General features: G+C 62.1%; 23 protein-coding genes. All 23 read right to left on the bottom strand.

Annotated elements, in window-relative coordinates; translation table 11 throughout:
* Nucleotides 1-12 precede the first annotated feature (12 nt).
* Nucleotides 13-477 carry a flagellar motor switch protein FliN gene (gene fliN / locus QCL51_RS07470; RefSeq protein WP_003254417.1) on the bottom strand — a complete coding sequence of 155 codons (465 nt, stop codon included), beginning with the start codon at nucleotides 475-477 and terminating at the stop codon, nucleotides 13-15.
* A 47-nt stretch (nucleotides 478-524) separates the two neighbouring features.
* Nucleotides 525-1,493 carry a flagellar motor switch protein FliM gene (gene fliM / locus QCL51_RS07465; RefSeq protein WP_021785186.1) on the bottom strand — a complete coding sequence of 323 codons (969 nt, stop codon included), beginning with the start codon at nucleotides 1,491-1,493 and terminating at the stop codon, nucleotides 525-527.
* Between the two features lie 9 nt (nucleotides 1,494-1,502).
* Complete coding sequence (gene fliL / locus QCL51_RS07460; RefSeq protein WP_021785185.1) at nucleotides 1,503-2,000, bottom strand: flagellar basal body-associated protein FliL; 498 nt, start codon at nucleotides 1,998-2,000, stop codon at nucleotides 1,503-1,505.
* A gap of 357 nt (nucleotides 2,001-2,357) precedes the next feature.
* Entirely contained in the window at nucleotides 2,358-3,626 is a 1,269-nt protein-coding gene (locus QCL51_RS07455) for a flagellar hook-length control protein FliK (protein ID WP_274103134.1), read from the bottom strand.
* Nucleotides 3,627-3,696: 70 nt separating this feature from the next.
* Nucleotides 3,697-4,044, bottom strand: a complete 348-nt coding sequence (locus tag QCL51_RS07450) for an Hpt domain-containing protein (RefSeq protein ID WP_004577674.1) — start codon at nucleotides 4,042-4,044, stop codon at nucleotides 3,697-3,699.
* Nucleotides 4,045-4,092: 48 nt separating this feature from the next.
* On the bottom strand, nucleotides 4,093-5,784 hold the full coding sequence (locus QCL51_RS07445; protein WP_338444720.1) for a fused response regulator/phosphatase: 1,692 nt from the start codon (nucleotides 5,782-5,784) through the stop codon (nucleotides 4,093-4,095).
* Nucleotides 5,785-5,792: 8 nt separating this feature from the next.
* Nucleotides 5,793-6,101, bottom strand: coding sequence for an STAS domain-containing protein (locus tag QCL51_RS07440; protein ID WP_021785182.1), 309 nt, complete (start codon nucleotides 6,099-6,101; stop codon nucleotides 5,793-5,795).
* Between the two features lie 436 nt (nucleotides 6,102-6,537).
* On the bottom strand, nucleotides 6,538-6,990 hold the full coding sequence (gene fliJ, locus QCL51_RS07435; RefSeq protein WP_338444719.1) for a flagellar export protein FliJ: 453 nt from the start codon (nucleotides 6,988-6,990) through the stop codon (nucleotides 6,538-6,540).
* Between the two features lie 6 nt (nucleotides 6,991-6,996).
* Complete coding sequence (gene fliI / locus QCL51_RS07430) at nucleotides 6,997-8,352, bottom strand: flagellar protein export ATPase FliI (protein WP_021785180.1); 1,356 nt, start codon at nucleotides 8,350-8,352, stop codon at nucleotides 6,997-6,999.
* Nucleotides 8,342-9,136, bottom strand: coding sequence for a flagellar assembly protein FliH (gene fliH / locus QCL51_RS07425; protein ID WP_021785179.1), 795 nt, complete (start codon nucleotides 9,134-9,136; stop codon nucleotides 8,342-8,344). The genes fliI and fliH overlap by 11 nt, the downstream gene beginning before the upstream one ends.
* 186 nt (nucleotides 9,137-9,322) lie before the next feature.
* On the bottom strand, nucleotides 9,323-10,342 hold the full coding sequence (gene fliG / locus QCL51_RS07420; RefSeq protein ID WP_013973604.1) for a flagellar motor switch protein FliG: 1,020 nt from the start codon (nucleotides 10,340-10,342) through the stop codon (nucleotides 9,323-9,325).
* A complete protein-coding gene (fliF, locus tag QCL51_RS07415) occupies nucleotides 10,335-12,113 on the bottom strand; it encodes a flagellar basal-body MS-ring/collar protein FliF (protein ID WP_053870527.1) in 1,779 nt (592 codons plus the stop codon). The genes fliG and fliF overlap by 8 nt, the downstream gene beginning before the upstream one ends.
* A gap of 15 nt (nucleotides 12,114-12,128) precedes the next feature.
* Nucleotides 12,129-12,461: a flagellar hook-basal body complex protein FliE gene (gene fliE, locus QCL51_RS07410; protein WP_021785177.1), complete on the bottom strand. Its 333-nt coding sequence runs from the start codon at nucleotides 12,459-12,461 to the stop codon at nucleotides 12,129-12,131.
* A 233-nt stretch (nucleotides 12,462-12,694) separates the two neighbouring features.
* Entirely contained in the window at nucleotides 12,695-14,050 is a 1,356-nt protein-coding gene (locus QCL51_RS07405; protein ID WP_053870526.1) for a sigma-54 dependent transcriptional regulator, read from the bottom strand.
* Nucleotides 14,050-15,267 (bottom strand): ATP-binding protein, encoded by a 1,218-nt coding sequence (locus QCL51_RS07400; protein WP_103444739.1) that lies wholly within the window; start codon nucleotides 15,265-15,267, stop codon nucleotides 14,050-14,052. The genes QCL51_RS07405 and QCL51_RS07400 overlap by 1 nt, the downstream gene beginning before the upstream one ends.
* 733 nt (nucleotides 15,268-16,000) lie before the next feature.
* Nucleotides 16,001-17,476, bottom strand: a complete 1,476-nt coding sequence (fleQ, locus tag QCL51_RS07395) for a transcriptional regulator FleQ (RefSeq protein ID WP_338444718.1) — start codon at nucleotides 17,474-17,476, stop codon at nucleotides 16,001-16,003.
* A gap of 169 nt (nucleotides 17,477-17,645) precedes the next feature.
* The gene (locus QCL51_RS07390) at nucleotides 17,646-17,942 is read right to left on the bottom strand and encodes a flagellar protein FliT (protein WP_101196519.1); all 297 of its coding nucleotides are present in this window, start codon (nucleotides 17,940-17,942) and stop codon (nucleotides 17,646-17,648) included.
* Nucleotides 17,943-17,956: 14 nt separating this feature from the next.
* Nucleotides 17,957-18,352: a flagellar export chaperone FliS gene (gene fliS / locus QCL51_RS07385; RefSeq protein ID WP_021785172.1), complete on the bottom strand. Its 396-nt coding sequence runs from the start codon at nucleotides 18,350-18,352 to the stop codon at nucleotides 17,957-17,959.
* Nucleotides 18,353-18,486: 134 nt separating this feature from the next.
* Nucleotides 18,487-19,902 carry a flagellar filament capping protein FliD gene (gene fliD / locus QCL51_RS07380; protein WP_021785171.1) on the bottom strand — a complete coding sequence of 472 codons (1,416 nt, stop codon included), beginning with the start codon at nucleotides 19,900-19,902 and terminating at the stop codon, nucleotides 18,487-18,489.
* Between the two features lie 79 nt (nucleotides 19,903-19,981).
* Complete coding sequence (locus tag QCL51_RS07375; protein WP_338444717.1) at nucleotides 19,982-20,341, bottom strand: flagellar protein FlaG; 360 nt, start codon at nucleotides 20,339-20,341, stop codon at nucleotides 19,982-19,984.
* 69 nt (nucleotides 20,342-20,410) lie between these two features.
* Complete coding sequence (locus QCL51_RS07370) at nucleotides 20,411-21,259, bottom strand: flagellin domain-containing protein (RefSeq protein WP_015271225.1); 849 nt, start codon at nucleotides 21,257-21,259, stop codon at nucleotides 20,411-20,413.
* A 246-nt stretch (nucleotides 21,260-21,505) separates the two neighbouring features.
* On the bottom strand, nucleotides 21,506-22,441 hold the full coding sequence (locus QCL51_RS07365) for a ketoacyl-ACP synthase III (protein ID WP_274103127.1): 936 nt from the start codon (nucleotides 22,439-22,441) through the stop codon (nucleotides 21,506-21,508).
* Nucleotides 22,442-22,688: 247 nt separating this feature from the next.
* Nucleotides 22,689-26,231: a glycosyltransferase gene (locus QCL51_RS07360; RefSeq protein WP_338444716.1), complete on the bottom strand. Its 3,543-nt coding sequence runs from the start codon at nucleotides 26,229-26,231 to the stop codon at nucleotides 22,689-22,691.
* Between the last annotated feature and the right edge of the window lie 42 nt (nucleotides 26,232-26,273).

Below are 26,273 nucleotides of genomic sequence, written 5' to 3'. Positions count from 1 at the left end.
CGTGCCCTTCACTCAGCGCAGCTTCTTGATACGTTCGCTGGGGCTGATCACGTCGGTCAGGCGGATGCCAAACTTTTCGTTGACCACAACCACTTCGCCATGGGCGATCAGCGTGCCGTTGACCAGCACGTCGAGCGGCTCGCCGGCCAGGCGGTCGAGCTCGATCACCGAGCCTTGGTTGAGCTGCAGCAGGTTGCGGATGTTGATCTCGGTGCTGCCCACCTCCATGGAAATGTTCACCGGGATGTCCAGGATCACGTCCAGGTTCGGGCCTTCGAGGCTGACATTTTCGTTCGGCTTGGGCGAGCTGGCGAATTCTTCCATCGGCAGGCGGCCAGGGCCGCTGCTGCCGGTGTCCCCGCCCAGCAGTGCATCGATGTCGGCCTGCCCGGCTGAACCGGTTTCTTCCAACGCTGCGGCCCACTCATCGGCCAGTGCCTGGTCCTCTGGGGAGGTGATCTCGTTTTCGTTAGCCATGATTTCCTCGACAGGCATTCAATTCGTTGTAAGCGACCGGCACACCGTCAGCGGCGTTCGATCGGGTCGATGATCTGCAGGGCAAGGTTGCCCTTGTGCGAGCCCAGCCGCGCCTTGAACGCGGGCACCCCGTTAGCGCGCAGCACCAGGTGCTCGGGCAGCTCGACCGGGATCACGTCACCCGGCTGCATGTGCAAGATGTCGCGCAGCTTCAGCTGGCGCCGGGCGACCGTTGCGCTCATTGGCACGGCCACGTCAAGCACGTCCTCGCGCAGGGCCTTGACCCAGCGCTCGTCCTGGTCGTCCAGGTCCGACTGGAAACCGGCATCGAGCATTTCCCGCACCGGCTCGATCATCGAGTACGGCATGGTCACGTGCAGATCGCCGCCACCGCCGTCCAGTTCGATGTGGAAGGTGGACACCACCACCGCCTCGCTGGGGCCGACAATGTTGGCCATGGCCGGGTTGACCTCGGAGTTCATGTACTCGAAGGTGACCGGCATGATCGCCTGCCAGGCTTCCTTGAGGTCGACGAAACACTGGTCCAGCACCATGCGCACCACGCGCAGTTCGGTCGGGGTGAACTCACGCCCCTCGATCTTGGCGTGGCGGCCATCGCCCCCAAAGAAGTTGTCCACCAGCTTGAACACCAGCTTGGCGTCAAGGATGAACAGCGAGGTGCCGCGTAGCGGCTTGATCTTGACCAGGTTGAGGCTGGTTGGCACGTACAGCGAATGCACGTATTCGCCAAACTTCATTACCTGCACGCCACCCACGGCCACGTCTGCGGAGCGGCGTAGCAGGTTGAACATGCTGATACGGGTGTAGCGGGCGAAGCGCTCGTTGATCATTTCCAGGGTCGGCATGCGACCCCGTACGATCCGATCCTGGCTGGTCAGGTCGTAGCTTTTGATGCTGCCAGGCTCGGATGCACTCTCGGTCTGCACCAGACCGTCGTCGACGCCGTGCAACAGGGCATCAATTTCATCCTGGGACAGCAGGTCCTGTACGGCCATTGCGGACTCCTACTGCAATACGAAATTGGTGAACAGCAACTGGTCAACGACCGGCTTGCCGACTTCCTTCTGCGCCACTTCCTGGACCACCGCGGTGGCCTTCTGGCGCAACATCTCCTGCCCTACCGGGCTGCTGGCAAGGGTGTCGAACCCTTGCCCGGAGAACATCATCACCAGGTTGTTGCGGATCACCGGCATGTGCACCTTGAGCGCATCCAGGTCGGCCTGGTTACGCGCCTGCAGGGTGATGCTCAACTGCATGTAGCGCTGACGGCCGTTCTGGTTGAAGTTGACCACGAAGGCCGGGGTCAGCGCTTCGTAGATCGCCGCTGGCTTGACGTTGCTGGCCGCTGCCTCGGTAGCAGGAGCCGGCTCGCTCTTGTGCATGATGAACCAGGTAGCGCCCACCGAAAGGCCGATCGCCAGCAACAGGCCTACGACGGCCAGCAGGATCAGTTTGAGTTTGCCTTTAGTGGCGGGGTCTTTGACTGCTTCGCTCTTCGCCATGCCAATAATCCGTCGTCCATCGGGGGTTCAAGGGAGGATGGCTTGGCTTGAGCAAGTGTTATGCCAGAATTTGGCTTGAGGGATTTTACGCTTGCGAGATCGAGCGCCGCCCGCGCGGGGCATCGCGAGCTGCGCTCGCTCCTACGTTTGTTTCGGGCCAGTCCTGCCTGTGACAGGCGCGCGCGACCGCCTTGTTGATACGACGTGATATCTCGGCCTACGCCAAGGCGTTCGCGCGCAAATCCCATAGGAATAATTGGCCCGAAACAAACGTAGGAGCGAGCGCAGCTCGCGATGCGCCGCGCGGGCGGCGCTCGATCTCACTGCCCCCCCAAAAACAACGCCATGCACCAGACATCAGGCGTAATAATCGACCGCACTGTCGCCGACAACCACCTGCTGCTCCAAAGGCCGGGTGCTATCGACCGCCTCGGTTCCGCCCTGCTCGGCACGGCGCGCCGCCACTCCGGACAGGCTGCTGCCCTGCGCCTGCCCCTGCTGCTGCTGTTGCTGCCCGCGCGACTGGTCAGCCACGTTGACATCCGGCTGCGCCAGTCCCTGCTGGGCAAACAGTTCTCGCAGGCGGTGCAACTGGCTGTCGAGGGCATCACGTACGCCGGCGTGGCCGCTGATGAAGGTGACCTGGGTAGCCTGGTCCGCCGCAACATTGACGCGAATGTCGAGGCGACCGAGCTCTGCCGGCTCCAGCTGGATATCAGCCGACTTGAGGTTCTGGCTGGACAAGTACATGACCCGGTTGACCAGGCCCTCGGCCCAAGCATTCTGGTTCATTGGCAATGGCTGGTGTAGCGGACTCGCATTGGCCGGGACGGCGTTGGCGGTCTTGGCGGTGGCCGCCTGGGTCAGGCTGGCCAGGCGGTTGGCAAAATCATCGATCCGGGTGTCGCTGCTGGCGCTCTTGGTGTCCTTCAGGCCGTCTTCAAGCAAGGCGCCAAAGGCCTTGTCACCGGATTCGGCGCTTTCGCCCTCGGTATTCTCGACCAGATTCGCCAAGGTATTGACGGCTGCCCGCCCATCCTCGCCCTGAGCCTGGGCAGCATCAAGGGCATGAGCCGAGGTGCCACCCTTGGCCTGGGCACTGTGCTCCAGCGCCAGGCGCAAGGTCGGCAGGTTGGCCAGGGGGTCGGCATCCGGGTCGAAGGCCTCCTCGGCAGATGCCTCTTCAGGCAGTGCGGCGGCAACCTGGGTTTGCGCCGTGGCCGCCTGCAGCACTGGCGCCACCGCCTCGGCCTGCGCCTGGATCAGTTGCGCGCCGGGCTGGGCATCAGTGACCTGACCGGCCACCAGGCTGGCATCATGCACACTCGTATCGGCCTGGGCCGAATCATCCTCTGGCAACTTTTTGCCGTCCTCGGCAACTGCAGCGTTGCCAGCCGGGTCTTTCTTGCCGCCCGTTGCCGCATCAGGCTTGTCCTTGGGCTTGGCCTGAACGCCCTTGTCATCCTGCCCGGCAACCTTGTCGCGACCCTGCCTGGCCATCATCTGGCCAAAAGCATCGCCCTTGTCGCCCAGCGCCTGAAGCGGTTTGTCCGCCTGCACGGTGGCCGAACGCGAGGTTTTGGCAATGGCATTGGCTTGCAACAAAGGGTTGGGTGCGACAGGCATCGAGCGGTCTCCGCGCCAGAAACAGAAATCATCCTGGCAGAGACAGGCAAGACTCGCGCCAACTCGCCTATCAGCCTGCGGAAATACGCTGCTGCTCACCACGGTAAAAGTGCTGCACCACGACGAATTCCATGTCGATGCGGCTGATCAAGTCTTCAATACCGTACAAAGGGGGCCGCCGCGCGCGCTCTTCGAGTTGCTGACACAGGCTGGCCAAGGCCACAGCGCCCATGTTGCTGCTGCTACCCTTGAAACTGTGAGCCGCTGCACCAAGCTCCTCGGCGCTTTTGGCCGCGTGCAACTGCCCAAGACGCCGTTCTGAGTCATCGAGAAAAGTCTGCACCAACTGCAGGTAGCCATCTTCCATGACCTCACGCAGGTCACTGAGTACCTTGTGGTCAATATGCATGTCAGTCACTTGTTCACTCCTTGATCAAGCCAGATTATGCCCGAGCCAACCAGTGGCTCACCATACGAACTCCACATGCGCGCAACGCCCGCCCTCACTCCAGCGCACCTCACTGGCCAGCTGCCGAACCAGATTCAGACCGCGACCGCTCAGCCCCTGACCCAGCGAAGGCCGCGCAAGTACCCGCTGCACGTCGAAGCCGGCACCGCTGTCGCGCACCTCAATTATCAGGCGCCCACCGCCGTCATGCGGTTCAACCTTGAAATCAATGCTTACAAAGCCTTCGGTCAGCGAGCCCAGGCGCCGGGCGCGCTCCTGATAGTAGTCGGTAAAGCCTTGCACATCGCGCTTGAGCTGTGAGTCCAGGCCCAGCACACCATGCTCCAGCGCATTGGAATACAACTCGCTAAGCACACTGTGCAGGTTGCCGATACGCGCGCGCAGGCTGTGAATTTCCTGCAACAACTGCACCAGGTACGGCACAGGGTTGAAGCGCTTCAGGCTTTCGCCGCGCACCTCGAAGCCCAGCGACCAGTCCAGCGGGCTGGAGCGGCCACTGTCAGAGTAGATCATCGGTGCCGGCACCCGCTCATCGGCAGTGAACATGCGAATATCGCACAAGCTGATGTCATCTCGTGGCTGCCCACCAAAACGTTCCAGGGCCAACATCAGTTCATCGAACAACTGCACAGGGTCGCGGTTTTCGGCCAGCACGGCACGCAGGCGATGCACGCCAAACAGGCGTTCGTGTTCGTCGGCGGTATCGAGCACACCGTCTGACAGCAGCAACAGGCGCTCGCCCGGTGCCAGCGGCAACACCTCAGTGCTGTCATCGAAACGCTCAGCGGCCAGGATGCCCAGCGGCAGGTGCCGCGAACTCAGTGCCGACAGCACCTGGCCATCCACCGACAGGCGATAGCCATCGGGCATGCCGCCATTCCAGACCTCCACCAAGCCGCGCTGCATGCTGAGGTTGAGCAGCAGCGCACAGCAGAACATGTCTACCGGCAGGATGCGCTTGAGCTTGGCATTCATCTCGCGCAGGATCTGCGTCATGCTGCAGCCCTTGGCGGTCATGCCGTAGAACACCTCAGCCATCGGCATGGCGCCGACCGCTGCCGGCAGGCCGTGACCGGTGAAATCGCCGAGCAGCACACGCATGTCGCCGGCCGGGGTAAATGCCGCCAGCATCAGGTCGCCATTGAACAGCGCGTAAGGCGATTGCAGGTAGCGAATGTTGGGCGCAGAAAGGCATCCAGAGTGGGCCACTTTGTCGAACACCGCCTTGGCCACCCGCTGCTCGTTAAGCAGATGATGGTGATGCCGTGTGATCTGATCGCGCTGCGCCAACACGGTAGCCTGCAACCGGCGCAGACGGTCCATGGCGCGAATCTTGGCAGCGAGGATAACCGCGCTGTAGGGCTTGGCCATGAAATCATCGCCACCCGCCTCAAGGCAACGCACCAGGCCTTCTTCTTCATTCAGCGACGTCAGGAAAATGATCGGCACCAGCGCTTCGCCAGCCAATGCCTTGATCTGCCGCGCCGCCTCGAAGCCATCCATGACCGGCATCAGGGCGTCCAGCAGCACCAGCTGAGGGCGCCGCTCGATGAACAGCGCTACCGCTTGCTCGCCGTTCTCTGCGGTGAATACCTGATGACCCTGGCGGCGCACGATCTGCGCAAGCAGAAGGCGATCGACAGCACTGTCTTCGGCGACCAGCACGGTCAGCGCCTGTTCGGCCGGCATGTCGGCGCTCAACTACTGATATCGAAGAGTTTTTCGAAATTGGAGATGGCGAGAATCTTGCGCACGTCGGAGCTGGCATGCACTACCCGCACATCCGACTCGTCACCGCCCGCGTGGTCGCGCAGCAACAGCAGCATGCCAAGCGCAGAGCTGTCGAGGTAGGTGGTGTCCTTCAGGTCGACGACGACCGAATCCGGCCGCTTGGGCTGGCGCTCGTAGGCGTCGCGGAACTCTTGGTGCTTGCCGAAATCGAAGCGCCCTTTGATCTTGATGGTCAGCTTTTTCCCGTCCTGCGAAAAATCAGTCTCGACTGCCATGCTAGCGATTCCTTCGATGATGGCGGATGCAACTGTTTAAGGTTTAGCAGGCGATGGTAGGGGTGGCAAGTGTTCAGCATGGGGCCTGCGGTGCTCATGAGATCGAGCGCCGCCCGCGCGGCGCATCGCGAGCTGCGCTCGCTCCTACATTTGTTTCGGGCCAGTTATTCCTATGGGATTTGCGCGCGAACGCCTTGGCGCATGGCGCATTATCACGTCGTACAAACAAGGCGGTCGCGCGCGCCTGCAACAGGCGTGACTGGCCCGAAACAAACGTAGGAGCGAGCGCAGCTCGCGATGCGCCGCACGGGCGGCGCTCGATCTCACAGACACTGCAAGACCTGCGACAAACACTTACAAATGGCTCTTGCCGCGGCAAACGCTACGTCAAACACCTACAAATGGCTCTTGCCGCGGCAAACGCTACGTCAAACACCTACAAATGGCCCTGCCGCGGCAAACGCTGCGACAGCTCATCCAGCAAGTGCTGCTCACGCTTGTCTTCAGCACGCCGGGCCTCGTCCTGGTAGCGCTGCACCAGCTTGCGCAAACCCTCCACCCGGGCATAGGCCTGCTGCCAGGTACCACGTGCATTATTGAGGTTGTTCTGGTGCCAGACCAGGCTCTGACGCTGCTGGGTCATGGCCGTTTCCAGCTGCCCGAGAAAACGCTGGTAATTGACCAGCCAGCTACCATTGACCCCTTGCCCGCCGCGGTTGATCCACTGCAGCTGGTAATCCTCGCGAAAGCGCTCCAGCTCGGCCAGCTTGGCCTGGGCCGTGGCCACCTGCTGCTGAAAATGGCCAAGACGCTGAGCTGCCTTGCGCTCGGCCTCTTCTGCCATGTCCACCACCGGCGCCAGGCGCGCGGCACGTCCGGGCTGCGCCATGGCTTATCAACCTGCCGGGGGCGTGAAAATCGCCCCCAGCTGCTCGCGGCTCTGCGCCATGCCCACGTCCTCGCGCAGGCCCTGACGCAGGAACTCAACCAGCTTCGATTGCAACGCAATGGCCAGGTCGGTCTCCGGATCACCGCCGGCCACATAGGCACCCACGCTGATCAGGTCGCGGCTTTGTGACAGACGCGACCACAGTTGCTTGAACTTCTGCGCCTGGCGCAAGTGGTCGGCATCGACCACTTGGGGCATGACCCGGCTGATCGAGGCTTCGATGTCGATGGCCGGGTAATGGCCCTCCTCAGCCAACCGACGCGACAGCACAAAGTGGCCGTCGAGCACGCCCCGCGCCGAGTCGGCGATCGGGTCTTGCTGGTCGTCGCCTTCGGACAACACGGTATAGAACGCAGTGATCGAACCACCGCCGGGTTCGCCATTGCCTGCCCGCTCCACCAGTTTGGGCAGTTTGGCAAACACCGATGGCGGGTAGCCCCGGGTGGCTGGCGGCTCGCCGATGGCCAGGGCAATCTCCCGCTGAGCCTGGGCGAAGCGGGTCAAGGAGTCCATCAGCAAGAGCACATTCTTGCCTTTGTCGCGGAAGTACTCGGCAATGCGAGTGCAATACATGGCGGCACGCAGGCGCATCAGCGGCGCGTCGTCTGCCGGCGACGCCACCACCACCGAGCGCTTGAGGCCCTCTTCACCGAGGATGTGCTCAATGAACTCCTTCACCTCGCGCCCCCGCTCACCGATCAGACCGACCACGATGATTTCGGCTTCGGTGAAGCGGGTCATCATGCCCAGCAGCACCGATTTACCCACCCCGGTACCGGCAAACAGGCCTAGCCGCTGGCCACGGCCGACGGTAAGCAGGCCGTTGATACTGCGAATGCCCACATCCAACGGCTTGCTGATAGGGTCGCGGTTGAGCGGGTTGATCACCGGACCATCCATCGGCACCCAGTCCTCGGCCTTCATCCCGCCCTTGCCATCCAGCGCACGGCCGGCGCCGTCGAGCACCCGGCCCAGCATGCTCATGCCCATCGGCAAGCGGCCGCTGTCATCCAGCGGAACTACGCGTGCCCCCGGAGCAATACCGACGATGCTGCCCACCGGCATCAGAAACACCTTGGGCCCGGCAAAGCCCATGACTTCGGCCTCAACCTGCACCGGGTGATAACTGTCATCGTTGATCACCAGGCAGCGGCTGCCCACTGCAGCGCGCAGGCCTTCGGCTTCCAGGGTGAGGCCGACCATACGCAGCAAGCGGCCTTCGACGATGGGCTGGGACGGCAGCGCGATGGCCTCGGCGTAGGTGCCCAGGCGCTTGCCGAAGCTGGTGCGTTCAAGGTGCATCGGGGTTGTCCACGGCACGCTCGACCGGCGCGCCCAGGTCTATCGCCATGTCTGGCGCCGCCGGGTGCAGGGAATGGTCGTGCAACTGGTCGAACAACTGCGCCACCGCTTTTTCAATACGCGTTTCCATGGTGGCATCGATACGGCTGTGGGCCGTCTCGATGCGGCAACCACCCGGCAGCAATGCGCTGTCTTCCAGCAGCCGCCAGTTCTCCTCATGGCGTTCGCGCAGGGCCTTGGCCAGCTCGAAATCCTGCGGGTTGAGGTGGATGCGGATATTGTCCGCGCCCATGGGCAGCAGCTTGAGCGCTTCGCGCAGCACCTGAGTGATCTGACTGGAATCGTTGCGCAGCTCGCGGCCAATCACCTGGCGAGCCATGTGCGCCACCAGGTGCACCAGGCTTTTCTCGATCTGCGTGTCCTGCTCGGCGATCGGCTCCATCAGGTTGGCCATCAGCAGTTCGAGGCTGTCCAGCTTGGCCTTCAGGGCCTCTTCGGCCTCCTGGCGAACCTTGAGCTGGGTGCTGTGGAAGCCCTCGCGCTCACCGGTGGCGAAGCCCTCGTTGTAGGCCTCCTGCCGGATGGCCTCGAGCTCTTCCAGAGTCAGTGGCTGGACTTCTTCCAGCGGCACTTCCTCGACTTCTTCCGCGATGACCTCGGGCTCCGCCTCTGGCTCGGGCTCTGGCTCGGGTTCCGGGTCGAAGCTTGGCAGCGTCCAGACGTCCACGCCCTCGAGGTCGCGGGCGCGGATCAGGTCGCTGGGGTGGTGTTCTTTGGTGGACATGTTTTCAGGTACTCAATCCATGTTCAGCCAACGCACACTCGCTCAATAAGATTGAACTGACGTGCACGCTGTGGGAACGGGCTTGCCCGCGAACACGGGCAAAGCCCGTGCCATCCACCGCAGCGCCTGCTTCGCGGGCCAGCCCGCTCCCACAGGGTCAACGGCGGGCTTGCCGCCGTTATAAGATCAGATCATTTCCTCGGCGCCCTTGCCGCCGAGGACGATCTCGCCGGCCTCGGCCATACGCCGGGCAATGGTGAGGATTTCTTTCTGCGCGGTTTCCACGTCGCTGACCCGTACCGGCCCTTTGGCCTCCAGGTCGTCGCGCAGCAGCTCCGAAGCACGTTTGGACATGTTCTTGAAGATCTTGTCCTTGACCCGCTCGTCGGCGCCCTTGAGCGACACCACCAACACGTCGGAGGACACTTCGCGCAACAGCGCCTGGATGCCCCGGTCGTCGACATCGGCCAGGTTGTTGAAGACGAACATCAAGTCTTCGATCTGCTCCGACAGGTCGCTGTCGATTTCGCGGATCGCGTCCATCAGTGCACCTTCCACCGAGCTGTCGAGGAAGTTCATGATGTCGGCAGCACGCTTGATACCACCCAAGGTGGTGCGCGCGGCATTGGAGTTGCCCGAGAACTGCTTCTCGAGGATCTGGTTCAGCTCCTTCAGCGCCGCCGGCTGCACGGTGTTCAGCGATGACACGCGCAAGACGATGTCAAGGCGCACCTTGTGGTCGAAATTGCTCAGCACTTCACCGGCCTGGTCGGGGTCGAGGTAGGCGACGACGATGGCCTGGATCTGCGGGTGCTCGTAGCGGATCACGTCGGCAACGGCGCGCGGCTCCATCCACTTGAGGCTGTCCAGGCCGCTGGTGTTGCCACCGAGCAGGATGCGGTCGACCAGGCCGTTGGCCTTGTCCTCGCCCAGGGCCTGGTTGAGCATCTTGCGGATATAGGCATCGGAGCCCACGCCCAGGCTGGTCTGGTCGCCGACGATTTCGACGAACTCGCTCATCACCTGTTCGACCTGGTCACGGTGCACATTGCCCATCTGCGCCATGGCCACACCCACCCGTTGCACTTCTTTGGGCCCCATGTGCCGCAGCACCTGGGCGGCGTCGGTCTCGCCCAGCGAAAGCAGGAGGATCGCCGCCTTGTCGACGCGGCTCAGCTTGGCGGTAACGGCTCGGTTATCACTCATCGGCGTTGATCCACTCTTTCACGACCTGGGCAACGCGGCCCGGGTCTTCGGCCACCAGGCCTTTGATTGCGTTGAGCTGTGCCTCGTAACCCTCGCTCGGGCTAGGCAGCAGAATGCTTGTCGGGCCACCCAGACTGACGCGGTCGTTGGCCAGTTCGCCATCCAGACCCATCATGCCGCCCAGCTCCATGTCGCTGTCCGGGGCAGCCTGCTTGCCGCCCCCGGTAATGTTGTTCAGCACCGGTCGCAGCACACCGAACACCAGCACCAGGATGAACACCACGCCCAGCACCTGCTTGACGATATCCCAGAACCACGGCTGCTGGTAGAAGGCGATGTCGGCGATTTCCTCGCCACGGTCGGCGGCGAACGGCACGTTGATCACCGTCACGCTGTCGCCACGGCTGGCATCGAAGCCGACGGCGTCCTGCACCAGGCGGGTAAAGCGCGCCAAGTCCTCCGCGCCCCATGGCGCTCGAGTGGCATCGCCAGTGGCCGGGTCGATCTTGACCTGGTCGTCCACCACCACCGCTACCGACAGGCGGGTCATGCGCCCCTGCTGCTGGCGAGTGTGGCTGATGGAACGGTCCAGCTCGAAGTTCTTGGTGCTTTGCTGACGTTTATCTGACGGGTATGGCGCGAGCATCGGCTGGCCGGTGGCCGGGTCCATGATCTGCTGGCCATTGGCATCCACCAGCGGCTGGCCAGGCTGAATGGCAGCAGCCGGGGTAGCCGCGCCACCGGTGGTCTGCGGTGCCGAAGCGGCGCCTGGCGGCTGGTTGCTCAGTGCGCCAGGCACGCCTTGCGGACCTTGGCTGCTGGCACGTTGCTCGTCAACCGACTGCTCGCTGCGCAACGCCGGCTGGTCGGGATTGAACTGTTCGGAGGTGGACTCGACCGCGCTGAAGTCAAGGTCGGCGGACACTTCAGCCTTGTAGCGATCGTTGCCCAGCACCGGCTGCAGGATATTGTGCACGCGCTGGGTGAGCATGCTTTCCACCCGGCGGCTGTAGTCGAACTGCTTCCCGGCCTGGGTCAGCGCGGAATCCTGAATCTGATCGGACAGCAGGTTGCCCTTCTGGTCGACGACGGTGACCTGGGATTTGTCCAGTTCCGGCACGCTGGTGGCGACCAGGTTGACAATCGCCATCACCTGCCCGGCTTCCAGCGCGCGGCCTGGGTACAGCTCGACCAGTACCGAGGCGCTGGGCTTGCGTTCATCACGCACGAACACCGAGCTTTTCGGAATGGCCAGGTGCACGCGTGCGCCCTTGACGTTGTTGAGGCTGGATACGGTACGGGCCAGTTCACCTTCCAGGCTGCGGCGGTAACGGGTGGCTTCCATGAACTGGCTGGTGCCCAGGCCCTGCTCCTTGTCGAGCAGCTCGAAGCCGACATTGCCGTCGCTCGGCGCCACGCCGGCGGCTGCCAGTTTCAGGCGCGCACGGGAGAGGTCGTCGGCCTTGACCAGCAGGGCCCCCGAGTTGGGCTCCACGTTATAGGGGATGTCAGCAGCGGCCAGGGTGTCCATGACCTGCTTGGTGTCCATGCCCGACAGGCTGCCGTACAACGGACGGTAATCGGGTTGTTGCGACCACAACACCACGGCAAAGCCGATGGCCACGCTGGCCGCCAGGCCGACCAAGAGGCCGATCTGGCGCAGCATGGGCATCTGCGAGATATTTTCCAGAAACGCCATGCCAAACAGCGGCGGCTTGGCCGCTGGCGAGCCAGCCTTGGCGGGGGCGTTTTCGACGACTGCTTCAGCCATGGGTTACATCCGTCCTCAAACCGGCATCTGCATGATGTCCTGATACGCCTGGACCAGCTTGTTGCGTACCTGGGTCAAGGCTTGCATCGACACGCTGGCCTTTTGCGAAGCGATCATCACGTCAGTCAGGTCGACGCCGCTCTTGCCGATTTCGAACGCGTTGGCCAGCTGGGTCGAAGCCTGCTGCGTCTCATGCACCTTGCCGATGGCCTGGCCGAGCATGTCGGCGAAGGTACTTTGCCCTGGCGCCAGCTCGGGGGCGGCGGTTGCCTTGGGCAGCGACATGGCATCGGCCTGCATGGCCCGCATGTCCAACATCAGACGATTGAATTCAACACCTTGGCTCATGACCCTTCTCTCTCCTGCGGCCGCATTTTTTTGACAGTCATGCGGCGAATGACCTACGTAAAGCAACAAAGGTGCCAGCCTTGCCAATCAGATCCCATGTGAAACGTGCGCCGTGGGAGCGGGCACGCCCGCGAACACCGGCGCAGCCGGTGCCAGCCACCGCGCCGGATTCTTCGCGGGCCTGCCGCTCCAATAGAGGCCCAGTGGTGCTCAACCATTCAGTTGGGTGCCAGTCAGCCGAACAGACTGGCCTCGACGTCAAACCCGGCATCGCGCATCTGCGCCAGCTTGTAGCGCAACGTCCGCGGGCTGATGCCCAAGCGTTCGGCCGCCTCTTTGCGGCGGCCGCGCTCAGCACGCAGGGTGTCGATGATCATCTGGTACTCGTGCCGACGCATGTCATCGCCCAACCCGCCGGCTTCGGCCGCCACGTCAGGTGATGGCTCGATGCTATCTGACAATGGAATGGCGCCCGCCAGACAAAAATCCGCCGCCTCGATCACTCCACCCTGCTGCAGGATCAGCGCCCGCTGCAGAGCGTTGTCCAGCTCGCGAACGTTGCCCGGCCAGGCATAGGCCTGCAGGCAGGCCCGCGCCTGCGGCGACAGACGCACCGGGGCATGCTTCATCTTGACCACATGCCGCGCCAGCAGGCGCTCAGCCAGCTGCAGGATATCGCCCGGCCGCTCTCGCAGCGGGCGCCAGGCCAGCGGAAACACTGACAGGCGGTAGTACAGGTCTTCGCGGAAGCGCCCCGCCGCCACTTCGCCGGCCAGGTCGCGGTTGGTGGTGGCCAGCACCCGAATGTCCAGGCTGATCGGCTTGCGCCCGCCTACCCGCTCCACCTCGCGCTCCTGCAGCACACGCAGCAGCTTGGCCTGCAAGGCCATGGGCATTTCCGAGATTTCGTCGAGCAGCAGAGTACCGCCTTCGGCCTGCTCGAACTTGCCAGCCTGAGCAGCGATAGCGCCGGTGAAGGCGCCCTTCTCGTGGCCGAACAGGGTGGCCTCAAGCATGTTGTCGGGGATCGCCGCGCAGTTGATGGCCACGAAGGGTTGCGTGGCACGCTGCGACTGCTGGTGAATGTAGCGCGCCAGCACTTCCTTGCCAGTACCGGACTCGCCGGAAATCAGCACGGTCGAGTCACTGCGCGCCACACGGGCCGCCAGTTCCAGCAACTGGCGACTGGCCGGCTCGCAGGCCACCGGCCCCTCGTCGCCGGTGACCCGCCCGGCGGCATGCCGCTCCACGAGGCTGAGCAGCGCCTTGGGCTCGAACGGCTTGACCAGGTAGTCAGCGGCGCCTTGACGCATGGCCTCGACCGCACGTTCGACAGCGGCATGCGCCGTCATCAACAGCACCGGCAACTGTGGCTGCTGGCGGCGCAGCTGGCTGAGCAACTGGTGCCCGTCCATGCCGGGCATGTTGACGTCACTGACCACCAGGCTGAAAGCGTCGTCCACCACGGCCTCCAGCGCTTCTTCGGCACTGCCCACCGCCTGATAGGCGAAACCGCCGATTTCCAGGGTATCGCCCAGCGCCTGGCGCAATACGCGGTCATCCTCGACCAGCAGCACCTTGATTGCCATTACACCCCCTCCGCCAATTGCCCGTCGATCAATGGCAACTCTACCCGCACGCAGGTACCACGGCCGACTTTCGAGCGCAGGCTGATCGTACCCTGATGCGCACGCACCACCGCCTTGACCACGGCCAGGCCCAGGCCGGTACCGGTGGCTTTGGTGGTGAGGAACGGCTCGCCCAAACGGCCGAGCAAGCCTGCATCGATGCCGCTGCCGGCATCGCTGATGCACAGGTGCAAGCTACGTTCGCGGCGGTACAGGTGCACCTTCAGCCGTGCCGGGCCATCGCTGGCCTGCAGGGCATTTTCAATCAGGTTGAGCAAAGCGCCGACCAAGGTGTCGCGGTTGCACAGCAATTCACCCAGATGGCTGTCGCACTGCCAGCGCACGGCGTGCCCCTGCACATGCGCCTGGGCCGCCTGCTGCAGGGCCTGGAACAGCGCTTTAGGGGTCACCCGATCCCCCAGTGGCAACTCGCCACGGGCAAACACCAGCATGTCGCGCACCTGGTGCTCCAGTTCGTGCAGGCGTTCCTTCAAGGTCGCGGCGAAACGCAGGCGGGTTTCCGCGCTCAGCGCTTGCTCGCTATCGGCCAGGTGGCTGGCATACAGCATGGCTGCCGACAGCGGTGTGCGGATCTGGTGGGCCAGCGAGGCAACCATGCGCCCCAAGGACGACAGGCGCTCGTGGCGAGCCAGTTGATCCTGGAGGCGACGGGTTTCAGTCAGGTCGTTGAGCAGCACCAACTGGCCAGGCTCGGCATCCAGCGAGCGGGTGGCGATGGACAGACGGCGACCGTCGCGCAGCGAGACTTCGTGGCCGTCGTCCTTGCGCGGAGCAAAACTACGGGCGATCACCTGGCGCCACAATTGGCCGATCAGAGGTTCGCCGAGCAACTCGCAGGCGGCCGGGTTGGCTTCGCGCACCAGGCCTTGGCCGTCGATCACGATCACCCCACCGGGCAGCAAGTCCAGCAGATTTTGCAGGCGGTTGGCCAGGCGTTCCTTTTCGCTCAGTTCTTCGATGCGCTGGGCGCTGACCACCGCCAGCTCGCCCTTCAGTTCACTGACCCGGGCTTCGAGCAGGCTGTAGGACTGGCTCAGCTGGCTGGACACCTGATTGAACAGGGCAAAGGCTTGCGCGATACCCTGGCCGCTGTCCTGCGCGACCGGGGTTTGCCCCTGCTGATCGGGGGCTCGGGATACGTGGGCGGCCTGGGGCATCTTGCTCTCTCGCGTGGCTGACCGTCATAAAAACGGTGTGGTGCCAGCGGTGTAGCAATAGCCGTGCCGGAGATAGGGATTTGGGTTTGACGTGGGATTGCTTCAAGGCTGAGAAGTGTTCGCCTTGAGATTGGTTGTGCCTGGGAGATCGAGCGCCGCCCGCGCGGCGCATCGCGAGCTGCGCTCGCTCCTACGTTTGTTTCGGGCCAATCATTCCTGTTCCATTTGCGCGCGAACGCCTTGGCGCATGGCGCAATATCACGTTGTACAATCAAGCATCGCGAGCTGCGCTCGCTCCTACGCTTGTTTCGGGCCAATCATTCCTGTGCCATTTGCGCGCGAACGCCTTGGCGCATGGCGCAATATCACCTTGTACAAACAAGCATCGCGAGCTGCGCTCGCTCCTACGCTTGTTTCGGGCCAATCATTCCTGTGCCATTTGCGCGCGAACGCCTTGGCGCATGGCGCAATATCACGTTGTACAAACAAGCATCGCGAGCTGCGCTCGCTCCTACGCTTGTTTCGGGCCAATCATTCCTGTGCCATTTGCGCGCGAACGCCTTGGCGCATGGCGCAATATCACGTTGTACAAACAAGGCGGTCGCGCGTGCCTGTCACAGGCGTTACTGGCCTGAAACAAACGTAGGAGCGAGCAAAGCTCGCGATGCGCCGCGCGGGCGGCGCTCGATCTGCGCCCAAACGCAAAACCCGAGACAAACACCCCGCCCAAACATCAATCTTCCGCCTGTTCCTCACCGCCCTGGCGGCTCATGCCGTACTTGCGCATTTTCTCGACCAGGGTGGTACGGCGAATACGCAAACGTTCAGCCGCGCGCGCAACGATACCGTTGGCATCGTCCAGGGCCTGCTGGATCAGCCCCTGCTCCAGGCTACCCAGGTAATCCTTGAGGTCCAGGCCTTCGGGCGGCAGCATGGCGTGGTTGCTGAAGTTTGGTGTGTGGCCATTGATCGCCACGCGCTCTTCAAGGTCGCTGCGCAGGCTGTCGACCATCTGCTCGTCTTCGTCATCGACGTAGCGGAATTTCTTTGGCAATTCCGACACGCCAATGACCCCGTACGGGTGCATGATCGCCATGCGCTCGACCAGGTTGGCCAGCTCGCGCACGTTGCCCGGCCAGCCATGACGACACAGCGACATGATCGAGGCGGAATTGAAGCGAATGGAACCACGCTTCTCGTGCTCCATGCGCGAAATCAGCTCGTTCATCAACAACGGGATGTCTTCCACGCGCTCACGCAGCGGTGCCATTTCGATGGGGAACACATTCAGGCGGTAGTACAGGTCTTCACGGAACGTGCCGTCCTCGATCATGGTTTCGAGGTTCTTGTGCGTCGCAGCGATGATGCGCACGTCGATGCTCTGGGTCTTGTTGCTACCCTCACGCTCGAAGGTACGTTCCTGCAGCACACGCAGCAGCTTGACCTGCATTGGCAACGGCATGTCACCGATTTCGTCGAGGAACAGGGTACCGCCGTTGGCCAGCTCGAAACGCCCGGCACGGCTGGTGATGGCCCCGGTAAAGGCCCCCTTCTCGTGGCCGAAGAGTTCGCTTTCCAGCAGCTCGGCCGGGATCGCACCACAATTGACTGGCACGAACGGCGCTTCGCGACGTTTGGAATGGTAGTGAAGGTTGCGGGCCACCACTTCCTTGCCGGTACCCGACTCGCCCAGGATCAGCACGCTGGCGTCGGTATCCGCCACTTGCTGCATCATCTGCCGTACGTGCTGGATGGCACGACTGGTGCCGACCAGGCTGCGGAACAGATTGGGCTCGCGCTGACGACCGCGCTCGCGTGCCTGGTCATACATTTCGCGGTAGACCTGGGCACGGTGCAGCGAATCCAGCAACTGGCTATAGCTTGGCGGCATTTCCAGGTTGGAAAGCACCCGACGGCGAAGGTCTTCCGGGAACTCCGCAGAAGAAATTTCACCTAAAAGCAGAACCGGAAGGAACTCATCCCAGGTAGCCACTGTCTTAAGCAAGCCAAGCAGATTGCCCGGAGCATTCACGGTGCCGATGAGCACGCACAGCACTTCGCGGCTTGAGGACAATGGCTCGACAACCTGCTGCCAGTCATGGCTGGCACATGCGAGGTTTTCTTCGCCGAGGAAGTTCAGCACCACCGCAAGGTCGCGGCGGCGCGCGCTGTCGTCATCGATCAGCAGAATCTTGGTTTCACGCCACATGCAATAGCAACTTCCCTAGTCATATCGGCGCCCTGCGGGGGCGTGCTCGACATCATTCCGACTGAATGGTCAGTGTTCGGACGTCTGAAATTCGAAAACAGCCACTAGTAAAGTCAAAAAACACCGATCAGTCAAATTAATGGCGCACGGCTTTTTGCAACAACGGTGGTCAGGTGAACAAATGGTATACCTTTGCCGCGTTCTTCGCCTGACGGATTTTCGTCATTTCATCGACCAAGGATTGACGTTCACCACTTGCAACCTCGATTAGTTGGCGGTACACGACCAGCAATTGCTCGAGACTGGCACTGACATCCGCCTCATTGCCTTTGGCTTCGGACACCATGTCACCGATGCGCAAGCGACATTCCAGGTCCAACTCCCCCACCGCTTCCCAGTCGCGGTCAGCCAGCGCTGCCAGCAGCATGTCCCGGGTCTGTTCGATTCGGGCGATTACTTCGCTCATGTCATGCTCCTTTATCAGGAAGCCGACGACTGATCGCCGATTGCATCCCAACCTTCCTTCACAGTGATCAGAAGGCGCGCGACCTCGTCGATGATGGTCGGGTCGCCTTTGACGTTGGCCTCGATCAAGCGACGGCTCATATACATATACAAGCTGTCCAGCTCGGCCAGGCTTTCAGCATGGTTTTCCAGGTCCAGGCCTTCACGCAGGCCGCCGATGATGTCGATGGCCTTACCGATGAGGATGCCCCTCTGCGCGATGTCGTTGCGAGCAATGGCACCCTTGGCCTGCGCCATGCGATCAAGGCCGCCCTGCATGAGCATCTGCACCAGGCGGTGCGGGCTGGCTTCGGAGGTCTGCGCTGCGCCGTTGACTTTCTGGTACTGCCGAAGGGCCAACATCGGGTTCATGGATCTGCCTCGTTGCTGCGGTAAAAATTTGCTTGTACCTGCTGTATCGCCTGTACGTCAAAAAACTTTAGGGGAAAAACAAAAAGCCCGGGGCATCTCGCGGACGCCGCCGGGCTTTTGGCATGTTCAGCCGATCAGGATTTCTTGGCCTGGGCGTTGATCGCTTCGAAGATCGAGGTAATCTGGTCGGCCTGGGCTTTCATCTTGCCCAGGGCGGCGTCAAGGGCCACGTACTTCTTGGTCAGCGATTCGGTCAGGGACTCGGTGCGGCGATCAAGCGCGGCCTGCTGGTTGGCCAGTTCCGAGACCGCCTTGTCGAGGTTGGACTTGCGCGTGGCAAGGCTGCCATCGGTCTTGTTGTAAGGATCGATGGCATTGTTCATGCGCTCGAAGATGCCGTCGGTGCCGGTGAACAGCTCCTGCACCTCCGGGCCAAGCTTCTTGTCATTCATCGCTGAGCTGAACTTGCTGCTGTTGAATTCGAGCGTGCCATCTTTCTGGGTGTTGATACCCAACTGGCTCAGCGTGGTCAGCTGGTCGCCGGCCCCCACCTCACTCAGCACCTTGCGAATATCACCCAGCAGAGAGCGGGTGGTCGGGTCGTTGGTGAGCGGGCCGAGCACCAGCTTGTCATCGCTGTCACGACTGGTCGACGTCAGCGACGTGATCGCCTTCTGCAGCGTATTGTAGGCATCGACGAAGCTCTGGACCGACTTCTTCAGGCCATCGTTGTCCGCCGCAACGGTGACCGCCGTCGGCGTACCAGGAGCGCCGCTGGCCCTCGGGCTGACCCCGGTCAACTCCAGGGTCATGCCACTGATGGCGCTATCGAGCGTATTGGAGGCACTCTTGACCTTCAAGCCGTCGATGGTCAATTCGGCGTCCTGAGCCTTGGCAGTGATGAAGCCTGCACCGGTACCGGACATCTGCGTGGTGCCATCGATTGCCAGCTCGGCAATACCGCTCAGGGAGAGGTCAGTCCCCGCCCCTGTGGTCGTAGAGCCGAGCACCAGGCGCGAGCCGCCTTCCTCGTTGATGATGTTGGCGGAAATGCCGTTGGCACTCATTTCCTTGTTGATCTGGTCGCGCACACTTTGCAGCGTCGCGCCGCTGGGCACATCCAGGTTGTAGGTCTTGCCATTCTGGCTGATGGTAAGCTGGCCAGCAGTGATCGGGCTGGTAGCACCACCACTGAACTGCTGACTGGCCACTTTCGAGCCGGTGGCCAGCTTGTCCACCACGATGTCATAGCTACCCGCTACCGCTGAGTTGCTCGACTTGATCTTGACCACCGACTCGTTGGCCGAGGTCGCTGCATAGGCGTTGAAAGACGGCGCATCCTTGTCGTTGAGCGCCTTCATGGCATCCTGGAATGCCGTGAGGGCACTGCGCAGCGAGCCAATACCCGAAATCATCGCAGTGTTATTGCTGGTTTGCCGAGTGATCTGCGCCTGCTTGGCGGATGTATCGGCTTTAACCAACGCGGTCACGATCTCGGTAATGTTGAGACCAGAACCCAGGCCTGTACTGGAAGTAATCGGGCTTGCCATGCTGTAGTCCCTCTCATCAACGCGTCAGCCCGCTCCTGCGGGACCGACATGCATCACTTCATTTGGTGTTCGCCGCCGATCATACCTTGGCGTCGAACAGAACACTTTTGACATCGCTCAGGCTGTGAGCGATCCGCAGGGCCTCTTCCGAGGGCAACTGGCGAATCAGTTCACCACTGTCGGTAGCGATGACCTTGACCACGATCTTGCCGGATTCTTCATCCGTGGAAAATTCCAGATTGCGCTGCGATGCCTTCAGGAACTTTTCGATCTCCGAAACGGCATGTTTGACCTTGTCGGCATCGTGCTCCGCCTTTGGGTCTTTCTTGTCGTCTTCGGGCTTTACGTTTTCCGTCGACCGGGCTACCGGTTTTTCGGCAACCTGCTCGGCCGGACGTGCGGCCGGATAAGACAGGTTCAGCTTGACGTTCATGTCCATGCCCACCACCTCGCAATGAAAAGGCGGGGAAGTGCCTTACCAGCACTTCCCCGCCAGCAACCAGGCAGATTAGCCCAGCAGCTTCAGTACTGCCGATGGCAGCTGGTTGGCCTGAGCCAGAACCGAGGTGGAAGCTTGCTGCAGAGTCTGCTGCTTGGTCAGCTGGGCAGTTTCAGCAGCGAAGTCGGTATCCTGTACACGACCACGAGCAGCTTCGGCGTTTTCGTTGATGTTTTGCAGGTTGTTGATGGTGCTGGTCAGACGGTTCTGCGCGGCACCCAAGTCAGCACGGTTGCTGTTGATGGTTTGCAGAGCGGCGTCGATGGCCGAAACAGCAGCGCTGAAGTTGGCTTCGGCGGTGGTGGTGTCGGAACCCTGGATGTTGATCGAGGAAGTAACGCCCAGGTCCGAAGCGGTGAACTTGGCGCTCAGGTCGATGGTGATCTGGTTGGCGGAACCGGTGTTGGAGCCAACCTGGAAGGTCATGACCGAAGCCGAACCGTCCAGCAGGTTCTTGCCGTTCAGCTGGGTGCTGTTGGCAATACGGGTCAGTTCCGAAGCCATCGACTGGAATTCTTTGTCCAGAGCGACGCGGTCGTTGGTGCTGTTCGAGTCGTTTCGGGACTGAACGGCCAGTTCACGCATACGCTGCAGGATGTTGGTCTGCTCTTGCATCGCGCCTTCAGCGGTCTGGGCGATGGAGATACCGTCGTTGGCGTTTTTGATAGCCATGGTCTGACCACGGATCTGCGAGGTCATGCGGGTAGCGATCTGCAGGCCGGCGGCGTCGTCTTTGGCGCTGTTGATTTTCAGGCCGGAGGACAGACGGGTCATCGAGGTGCTCAGCGCATCGGAAGCACGGTTCAGGTTCTTCTGAACGCCCAGAGAGGTGGTGTTGGTGTTAACAGTCAAAGCCATGACGAATTCCTCGTTGGATTGGGTACTACGGCTTCCGGCCTTGGCAATTCGCCGGGTGTGGCACAGAGAACCTTCGTACTATTTATCGTCGTCAGGGCAGTTTGCTTTAGGGTGATTTCTCACTTTTTTTGCTGGCATCCGGCCACCTCAATGAAATCAAGGGTTTGACGCCAGAAAAGCATCACCAAAAATGAAAGAAGCGCAGCCCGGGGACGGGCTGCGCTTCTTTGCTCAGCCGGCGCTCAGTCAGCCGTTGCGCTCGATGATCGCCGAGCCCCAGGACAGGCCGACGCCGAAGCCACTGAGTGCAACGCGTTGGTGCTGCGAGTTGAGCACATGCTTTTCCAGCAGCAACGGAATGCTCGACGACACGGTATTACCGGTCTCGACCATGTCCTTGACGAATTTCTGCTTGTGCGCGCCCTCGTCAAAACGCGCGGACACGGCATCGACGATCGCCGCGCTGCCCTGATGCAGGCAGTACAGGTCGATATCCTCGGCACGCAGCTGGCTGGCCTCAAGCAATTGTTGCAGGTGCGCAGGCACCTTGACCAAGGCGAAGTTGTAGACCTGACGGCCATTCATGAAGAACTTGCCGTCGGTCGTGCGCAGGTGCTCGGCACCTGCACCGTCGCTGCCGAACAGCGATTTGCCGAGCTGCCAGACCGCATCCTCGCCCATCCAGGTCGCGGTGGCGGCGTCGCCGAACAGCATGGTGGTGTTGCGATCTTCGGGGTCGACGATCTTCGAATACGGGTCGGCGGTGATCAGCAGGCCGTTTTTCAACCCGGTCGCCTCCATGAAGCCTTTCATGGCATAAAGACCGTAAACGTAGCCGGAGCAGCCCAGCGAGATATCAAACGCTGCAAGCTGGGTGCTCAGGCCGAGCTTTTGCTGAACGATGGCAGCAGTGTGCGGCAAGCCTTCGCCGTCACCGTTCTGGGTGACGACTATCACGGCATCAATGGATGCAGGATCGAGCTCAGGATTAGCAGCAAACAAGTTTTTCGCTGCTTCCACGCAAAGATCAGAGGTTTCCTGAGTGGTTCCCTTGCGCGGCAAGAAAGTCGAACCGATCTTGCCAAAGATAAAATCCTGATCTTTGCCAAATTTTGCGCCCTGTGCGTAATTGTCGACACCTTCGACAGGTACGAAACTGGCGATGCTTTTGATGCCAATCATTGTGGCTTCCCGATAGATATGGCGAAAATTCGCGGGCTTGTGCGCCAGGGTCAGGATCTCGCGTGACGAGACGACGTGATTGCCCGCAGACTCGATAGCTTAGAGATGCACGTTTCGACTGCCAAGTCACGGTTATGTATACGATCAGGCAATTGCTCGACAAGATCAATGCCTTCGCGCGCAGCCGCGACCCGCGAGCACGGCCGGGTACCCACATTGCGCGGGCTCCCGGCCTTACCTCAGCACCTCAGGCGAGCCAGGCCTGGCGCCAGGCTTCCAGGCGCTCCCCCTCGAGCAGCCAGTTCGAGCGAACGGCATTCTGCAGCGCATCACCCAGCGCAGCCGAGGCGTCACGATCTTCCAGGTGCAGACGAATGGCGCGCAGCCAGTCAGCCGGCTGGTTATCCACTTTCGACAACGGCAAGCTACCTGCACCAGCGAAACCGGCCACACGACTGCAGATGACGGGATGAGCGCAAGCGGCGTGCTGCAGCACCCGCAGATCGGCCGAGCACGCATTACCCAGGGTATTGGCCATGGGCACCAGCGCCAAATCCAGATTCAGCGCGGCGAGCGTAATGCCCAAGCGCTCGAACGGGACCGGTGGATGCTGCTCGCTGACATACGGCCTCAAAGCCTGCGGGCAATCACCCAGGACCACCCAGTCGACCTCCTGGGCCATGGCTGGTACGACCTCGGCCAACAGGCCCGCATCCTTGTTGCCAATCCAGCCCAGACGCGGCCTGGTCGCCGCACCACGCAAGCCTTGCAGCTGCCCCCAGGTGGCAGGTAATGCACTCTCGAGCAGGCGAACGTCGTCATGTTGCCCTAGCAGCATCTCTGCCAACGTCGGGCTGGCCACGACCACCCTGTCTGCCTGCATCAGGCCGTAATTCAGGCGCTGCAGCAACTCTTCGCCCCCCATGCCCGCAGCAAGCCCCATTTCTGCGACATAGCCGTCCAGGTCATACACCTTGAAGGCCTCGGAGAACGCGCGCAGACGACGCAAAGTCAGCAGGCCAGCGTCTGCCAGCGGGCGCTGCAGGACGATGGTCGAGGGCGCGTAACGCTGAATGTCGACCAGGGTGAGCACCCCAGTGGTCACCGAGCCATCGATTGCGCCGGTATTTCGCAACGCCATGAGCGGCTGTATCACACGTGCCTGGCCGGCCGCTTGCTGGTCCGCCGCAAAAGCCAGCACCGTCGGGACGATACCATGCAGCGGCCGCCAGCACAGGCCATTATCCTGTCGCGCATAACTATGGCCGGCCAGGAGCGACAGGTTGGCATTGTAGGAGGGATCACTGGCCAGTTGCGGCAACCAGCGAGCGTAGAGTGCCTCCTCCTGTTCGGCGCTTACCACAGCGGCGGCTGCCGCTTCCAGCTGCAGCCTGGCGCGTGGCGTCCAGACATTGAGGTAGCCGGCCTGCTGCAAACGCAGGCACAGATCGACTGCAACCCACGGTTCCAGCAACGGATCGACAGTGAAGCCACCCAGGTCGAGGAAGGTTGCGCGCCGAACCATCAGGCAATGATCACCCACTGCTACGCCGTTGCGCTCGATCATCAGCGCCGCCAGCTCACCCTCCTCGCCAATCGCCCGCCCGGTGTAGGCCGGGCCCACGCTTCCGCCCTGACCGAGCACCAGGCCAGCCTGCCGGACCACACCGTCGACGCTCGACATCAAGCCGCCCACGGCTCCAACCTCAGGACGCTGCGCATGGTTGAGCAAGGCCTGCAACCAGTCACCGTCACTGACCATGGCGACTGCATCCAGCCAGACCAGGAATTCGCCCTGTGCTTCTTGCGCTGCGGCGTTGCACATGGCGGCGCGTGTCTGTCCGGCCATGAAACGCAGCACATGGATCCGTCCCTGGCCTACCTGGCACAGCATTTCCAGCCACTGCAGCATCAGCTGGTCGTCATTGCCCGGCTCGACCAGCAGCACTTCATGCTCGATAGCCGTGGTATAGGCTAGCAACTGCTCCACGCAGCGCTGCAACCGCGACAGGTCGCCATCGATATAGATCAGGATGCTCACCGAAGTCGGCTGCTGGTGCCCATAGTCGATTTCATAGCGATTCGGCGCCTGCGTGGTCGGCCGGACCTGTGCGTGCGGATAGCCACGCTCCAGCAGGTGTGCCTGGATGACCGAGCGTTCGTCATCGCAGGTCAGTGGCTGTTCCAGGTTGGCGATCAACAGCGGCTCGCTGACATGGCCTACTACCCCAAGGCCATGATCGGCAATCAGGCGCAACTGGTATGCCAGCTCGAATGCGCGCCCTGATGCCGGGTCGAACCCGCCCTGATGCAGCAGCGCACGCGTGTCATACAACCAGTGCCGCGACAAGGCGGCTGGATGGGCGAGCAACATATCCAGGTTGAGGTCCGGGCGCAGGCGCCCTTCGACAGTGTCACCGGCGCCACGAACGGCCTCATCGGCAAATACCGCCAGGCAGGTTTCCGGGGCCTGCGCCAGATCGAGCGCCACCACCAGCAGGCCGCTGGCGGTAAACTGCACGCCTGCATCGACTACCATGCACCACTCGCACGGGCTGTTTTCGAGCGCGCTATGGATGGAGGGTAGCGGCGCCCGGGTGTCAGCCGAGAGCCACTGTACGTTCGGCCGGCGGGGTTCCTGCGCGCCCAGAACACACACCTGGATGCGTTGGTACAGCACATCGTCGAGGCTGCCCAGGGTACGCGCCAAGGCGGCGGGGTCACCATGATCCAGCACCAGCACGGCAACCGAAGGCGCACCGGGTGCAGCCAGACGCTCCTGCATCAATTGCAACTGTTGCGGCAACGGGTACCGCTGGCGCAGCCATCTCAGCATGCCGGCACGGTTGCCGGCGGACTCGCGACGGGCCGCCAACTGCGTCTTGGCAATGAACACCTCAAGGTGCTGCCAGAACGGTGCAGTCTTTTCCACGTAGCGCTGCAGGGCACCCTCGAGGCCGGCACTGGCGCGCGCCAACGCGTGCGGCTGGTCGAGCATCGCAAAGCCGTGGCTGCCGATGAAGCTGGCTTCAAGAAACGACTGATCAATCCCGTACCCCGGAATGAAAATCACCGGGCAGCCGCACAGAACGGCGATCACGCAGGTCATCGACCACTCATGGGTGTAGAGCACTTCGGCCTTGCGCAGCAACACCGCCAGTTCAGGTAACGACAGGGCGTTGGCCATGCTAAGCAGGCGGATATCGCCAGGCAACTGTGAGTAGTCGATCTGCTCCAGAGGGTGGCGGTTCTGGTAAAGGTACTTGCCCTCACGCGCGCTACCCGGTGCCGGCGCGCTGAACAGCTCGACATCGATGGTCGGCAGGCACAACAGGTCGCCGTCCGGGTAGCCATGCCGCGCGGCGATCAGGGCGCCGGAATAGAACAACAGGTCACTGCCCGCTGCCTGCATGCTTTGGCCGGTCAGGAAACCCTCGAAGTTCAGCAGGAAACGCGCCACAACATCGCAGCCAAGCGGATTGCCAACCACCACTTCCGGATAGACAGCGATGGGTACCTTACCTTCATCCTGGTGCCGCTTCTGGGTCCGAGGGTCCAGTAGCGGCGTCTTGAGGTTCGGGTTGACCACCTGGCCACCGCAGATGTATGCCTCGCGCCCGTTCAGATTGAGCACATGGCAGAGGTAATGCAGGGACGCGACGCCCGACGAGGTTTCCCGGTAGTCCGGCGCCAGTATGTAATACGGATGCTCCGGCTTGGCATACATAAGGCGCAAGCGCATCAGCGCCTGGTCGAGCGATTGGGCGTCAACCCGGGCAGAATTGGGCATCGCTTGGAAACTCCAGAATCAGGAAATACAACGGCAAGCCGG

Origin of the sequence: Pseudomonas sp. LTR0, from assembly GCF_036630035.1 — a bacterium.
In the GTDB taxonomy this organism is placed as follows: domain Bacteria; phylum Pseudomonadota; class Gammaproteobacteria; order Pseudomonadales; family Pseudomonadaceae; genus Aquipseudomonas; species Aquipseudomonas putida_Y.
Note: the sequence above shows the minus strand (reverse complement) of the source record. Positions and strands in the feature narration are given on the sequence as shown.

Excerpts from the sequence above, each read along its gene's own strand:
- QCL51_RS07455 (WP_274103134.1), bottom strand. The coding sequence starts at position 3,626 with ATGCCTGTCGCACCCAACCCTTTGTTGCAAGCCAATGCCATTGCCAAA.
- fliH (WP_021785179.1), bottom strand. The coding sequence starts at position 9,136 with ATGTCCACCAAAGAACACCACCCCAGCGACCTGATCCGCGCCCGCGAC.
- fliS (WP_021785172.1), bottom strand. The coding sequence starts at position 18,352 with ATGAACCCGATGTTGGCCCTTCGGCAGTACCAGAAAGTCAACGGCGCA.
- QCL51_RS07370 (WP_015271225.1), bottom strand. The coding sequence starts at position 21,259 with ATGGCTTTGACTGTTAACACCAACACCACCTCTCTGGGCGTTCAGAAG.
- fliL (WP_021785185.1), bottom strand. The coding sequence starts at position 2,000 with ATGGCGAAGAGCGAAGCAGTCAAAGACCCCGCCACTAAAGGCAAACTC.
- QCL51_RS07405 (WP_053870526.1), bottom strand. The coding sequence starts at position 14,050 with ATGGCAATCAAGGTGCTGCTGGTCGAGGATGACCGCGTATTGCGCCAG.
- QCL51_RS07400 (WP_103444739.1), bottom strand. The coding sequence starts at position 15,267 with ATGCCCCAGGCCGCCCACGTATCCCGAGCCCCCGATCAGCAGGGGCAA.
- fleQ (WP_338444718.1), bottom strand. The coding sequence starts at position 17,476 with ATGTGGCGTGAAACCAAGATTCTGCTGATCGATGACGACAGCGCGCGC.
- fliJ (WP_338444719.1), bottom strand. The coding sequence starts at position 6,990 with ATGGCGCAGCCCGGACGTGCCGCGCGCCTGGCGCCGGTGGTGGACATG.
- fliF (WP_053870527.1), bottom strand. The coding sequence starts at position 12,113 with ATGGCTGAAGCAGTCGTCGAAAACGCCCCCGCCAAGGCTGGCTCGCCA.
- fliG (WP_013973604.1), bottom strand. The coding sequence starts at position 10,342 with ATGAGTGATAACCGAGCCGTTACCGCCAAGCTGAGCCGCGTCGACAAG.
- fliM (WP_021785186.1), bottom strand. The coding sequence starts at position 1,493 with ATGGCCGTACAGGACCTGCTGTCCCAGGATGAAATTGATGCCCTGTTG.
- fliD (WP_021785171.1), bottom strand. The coding sequence starts at position 19,902 with ATGGCAAGCCCGATTACTTCCAGTACAGGCCTGGGTTCTGGTCTCAAC.
- fliI (WP_021785180.1), bottom strand. The coding sequence starts at position 8,352 with ATGCACCTTGAACGCACCAGCTTCGGCAAGCGCCTGGGCACCTACGCC.
- fliN (WP_003254417.1), bottom strand. The coding sequence starts at position 477 with ATGGCTAACGAAAACGAGATCACCTCCCCAGAGGACCAGGCACTGGCC.
- QCL51_RS07365 (WP_274103127.1), bottom strand. The coding sequence starts at position 22,441 with ATGATTGGCATCAAAAGCATCGCCAGTTTCGTACCTGTCGAAGGTGTC.
- fliE (WP_021785177.1), bottom strand. The coding sequence starts at position 12,461 with ATGAGCCAAGGTGTTGAATTCAATCGTCTGATGTTGGACATGCGGGCC.
- QCL51_RS07390 (WP_101196519.1), bottom strand. The coding sequence starts at position 17,942 with ATGAGCGAAGTAATCGCCCGAATCGAACAGACCCGGGACATGCTGCTG.
- QCL51_RS07375 (WP_338444717.1), bottom strand. The coding sequence starts at position 20,341 with ATGGACATGAACGTCAAGCTGAACCTGTCTTATCCGGCCGCACGTCCG.
- QCL51_RS07360 (WP_338444716.1), bottom strand. The coding sequence starts at position 26,231 with ATGCCCAATTCTGCCCGGGTTGACGCCCAATCGCTCGACCAGGCGCTG.
- QCL51_RS07440 (WP_021785182.1), bottom strand. The coding sequence starts at position 6,101 with ATGGCAGTCGAGACTGATTTTTCGCAGGACGGGAAAAAGCTGACCATC.
- QCL51_RS07445 (WP_338444720.1), bottom strand. The coding sequence starts at position 5,784 with ATGCCGGCCGAACAGGCGCTGACCGTGCTGGTCGCCGAAGACAGTGCT.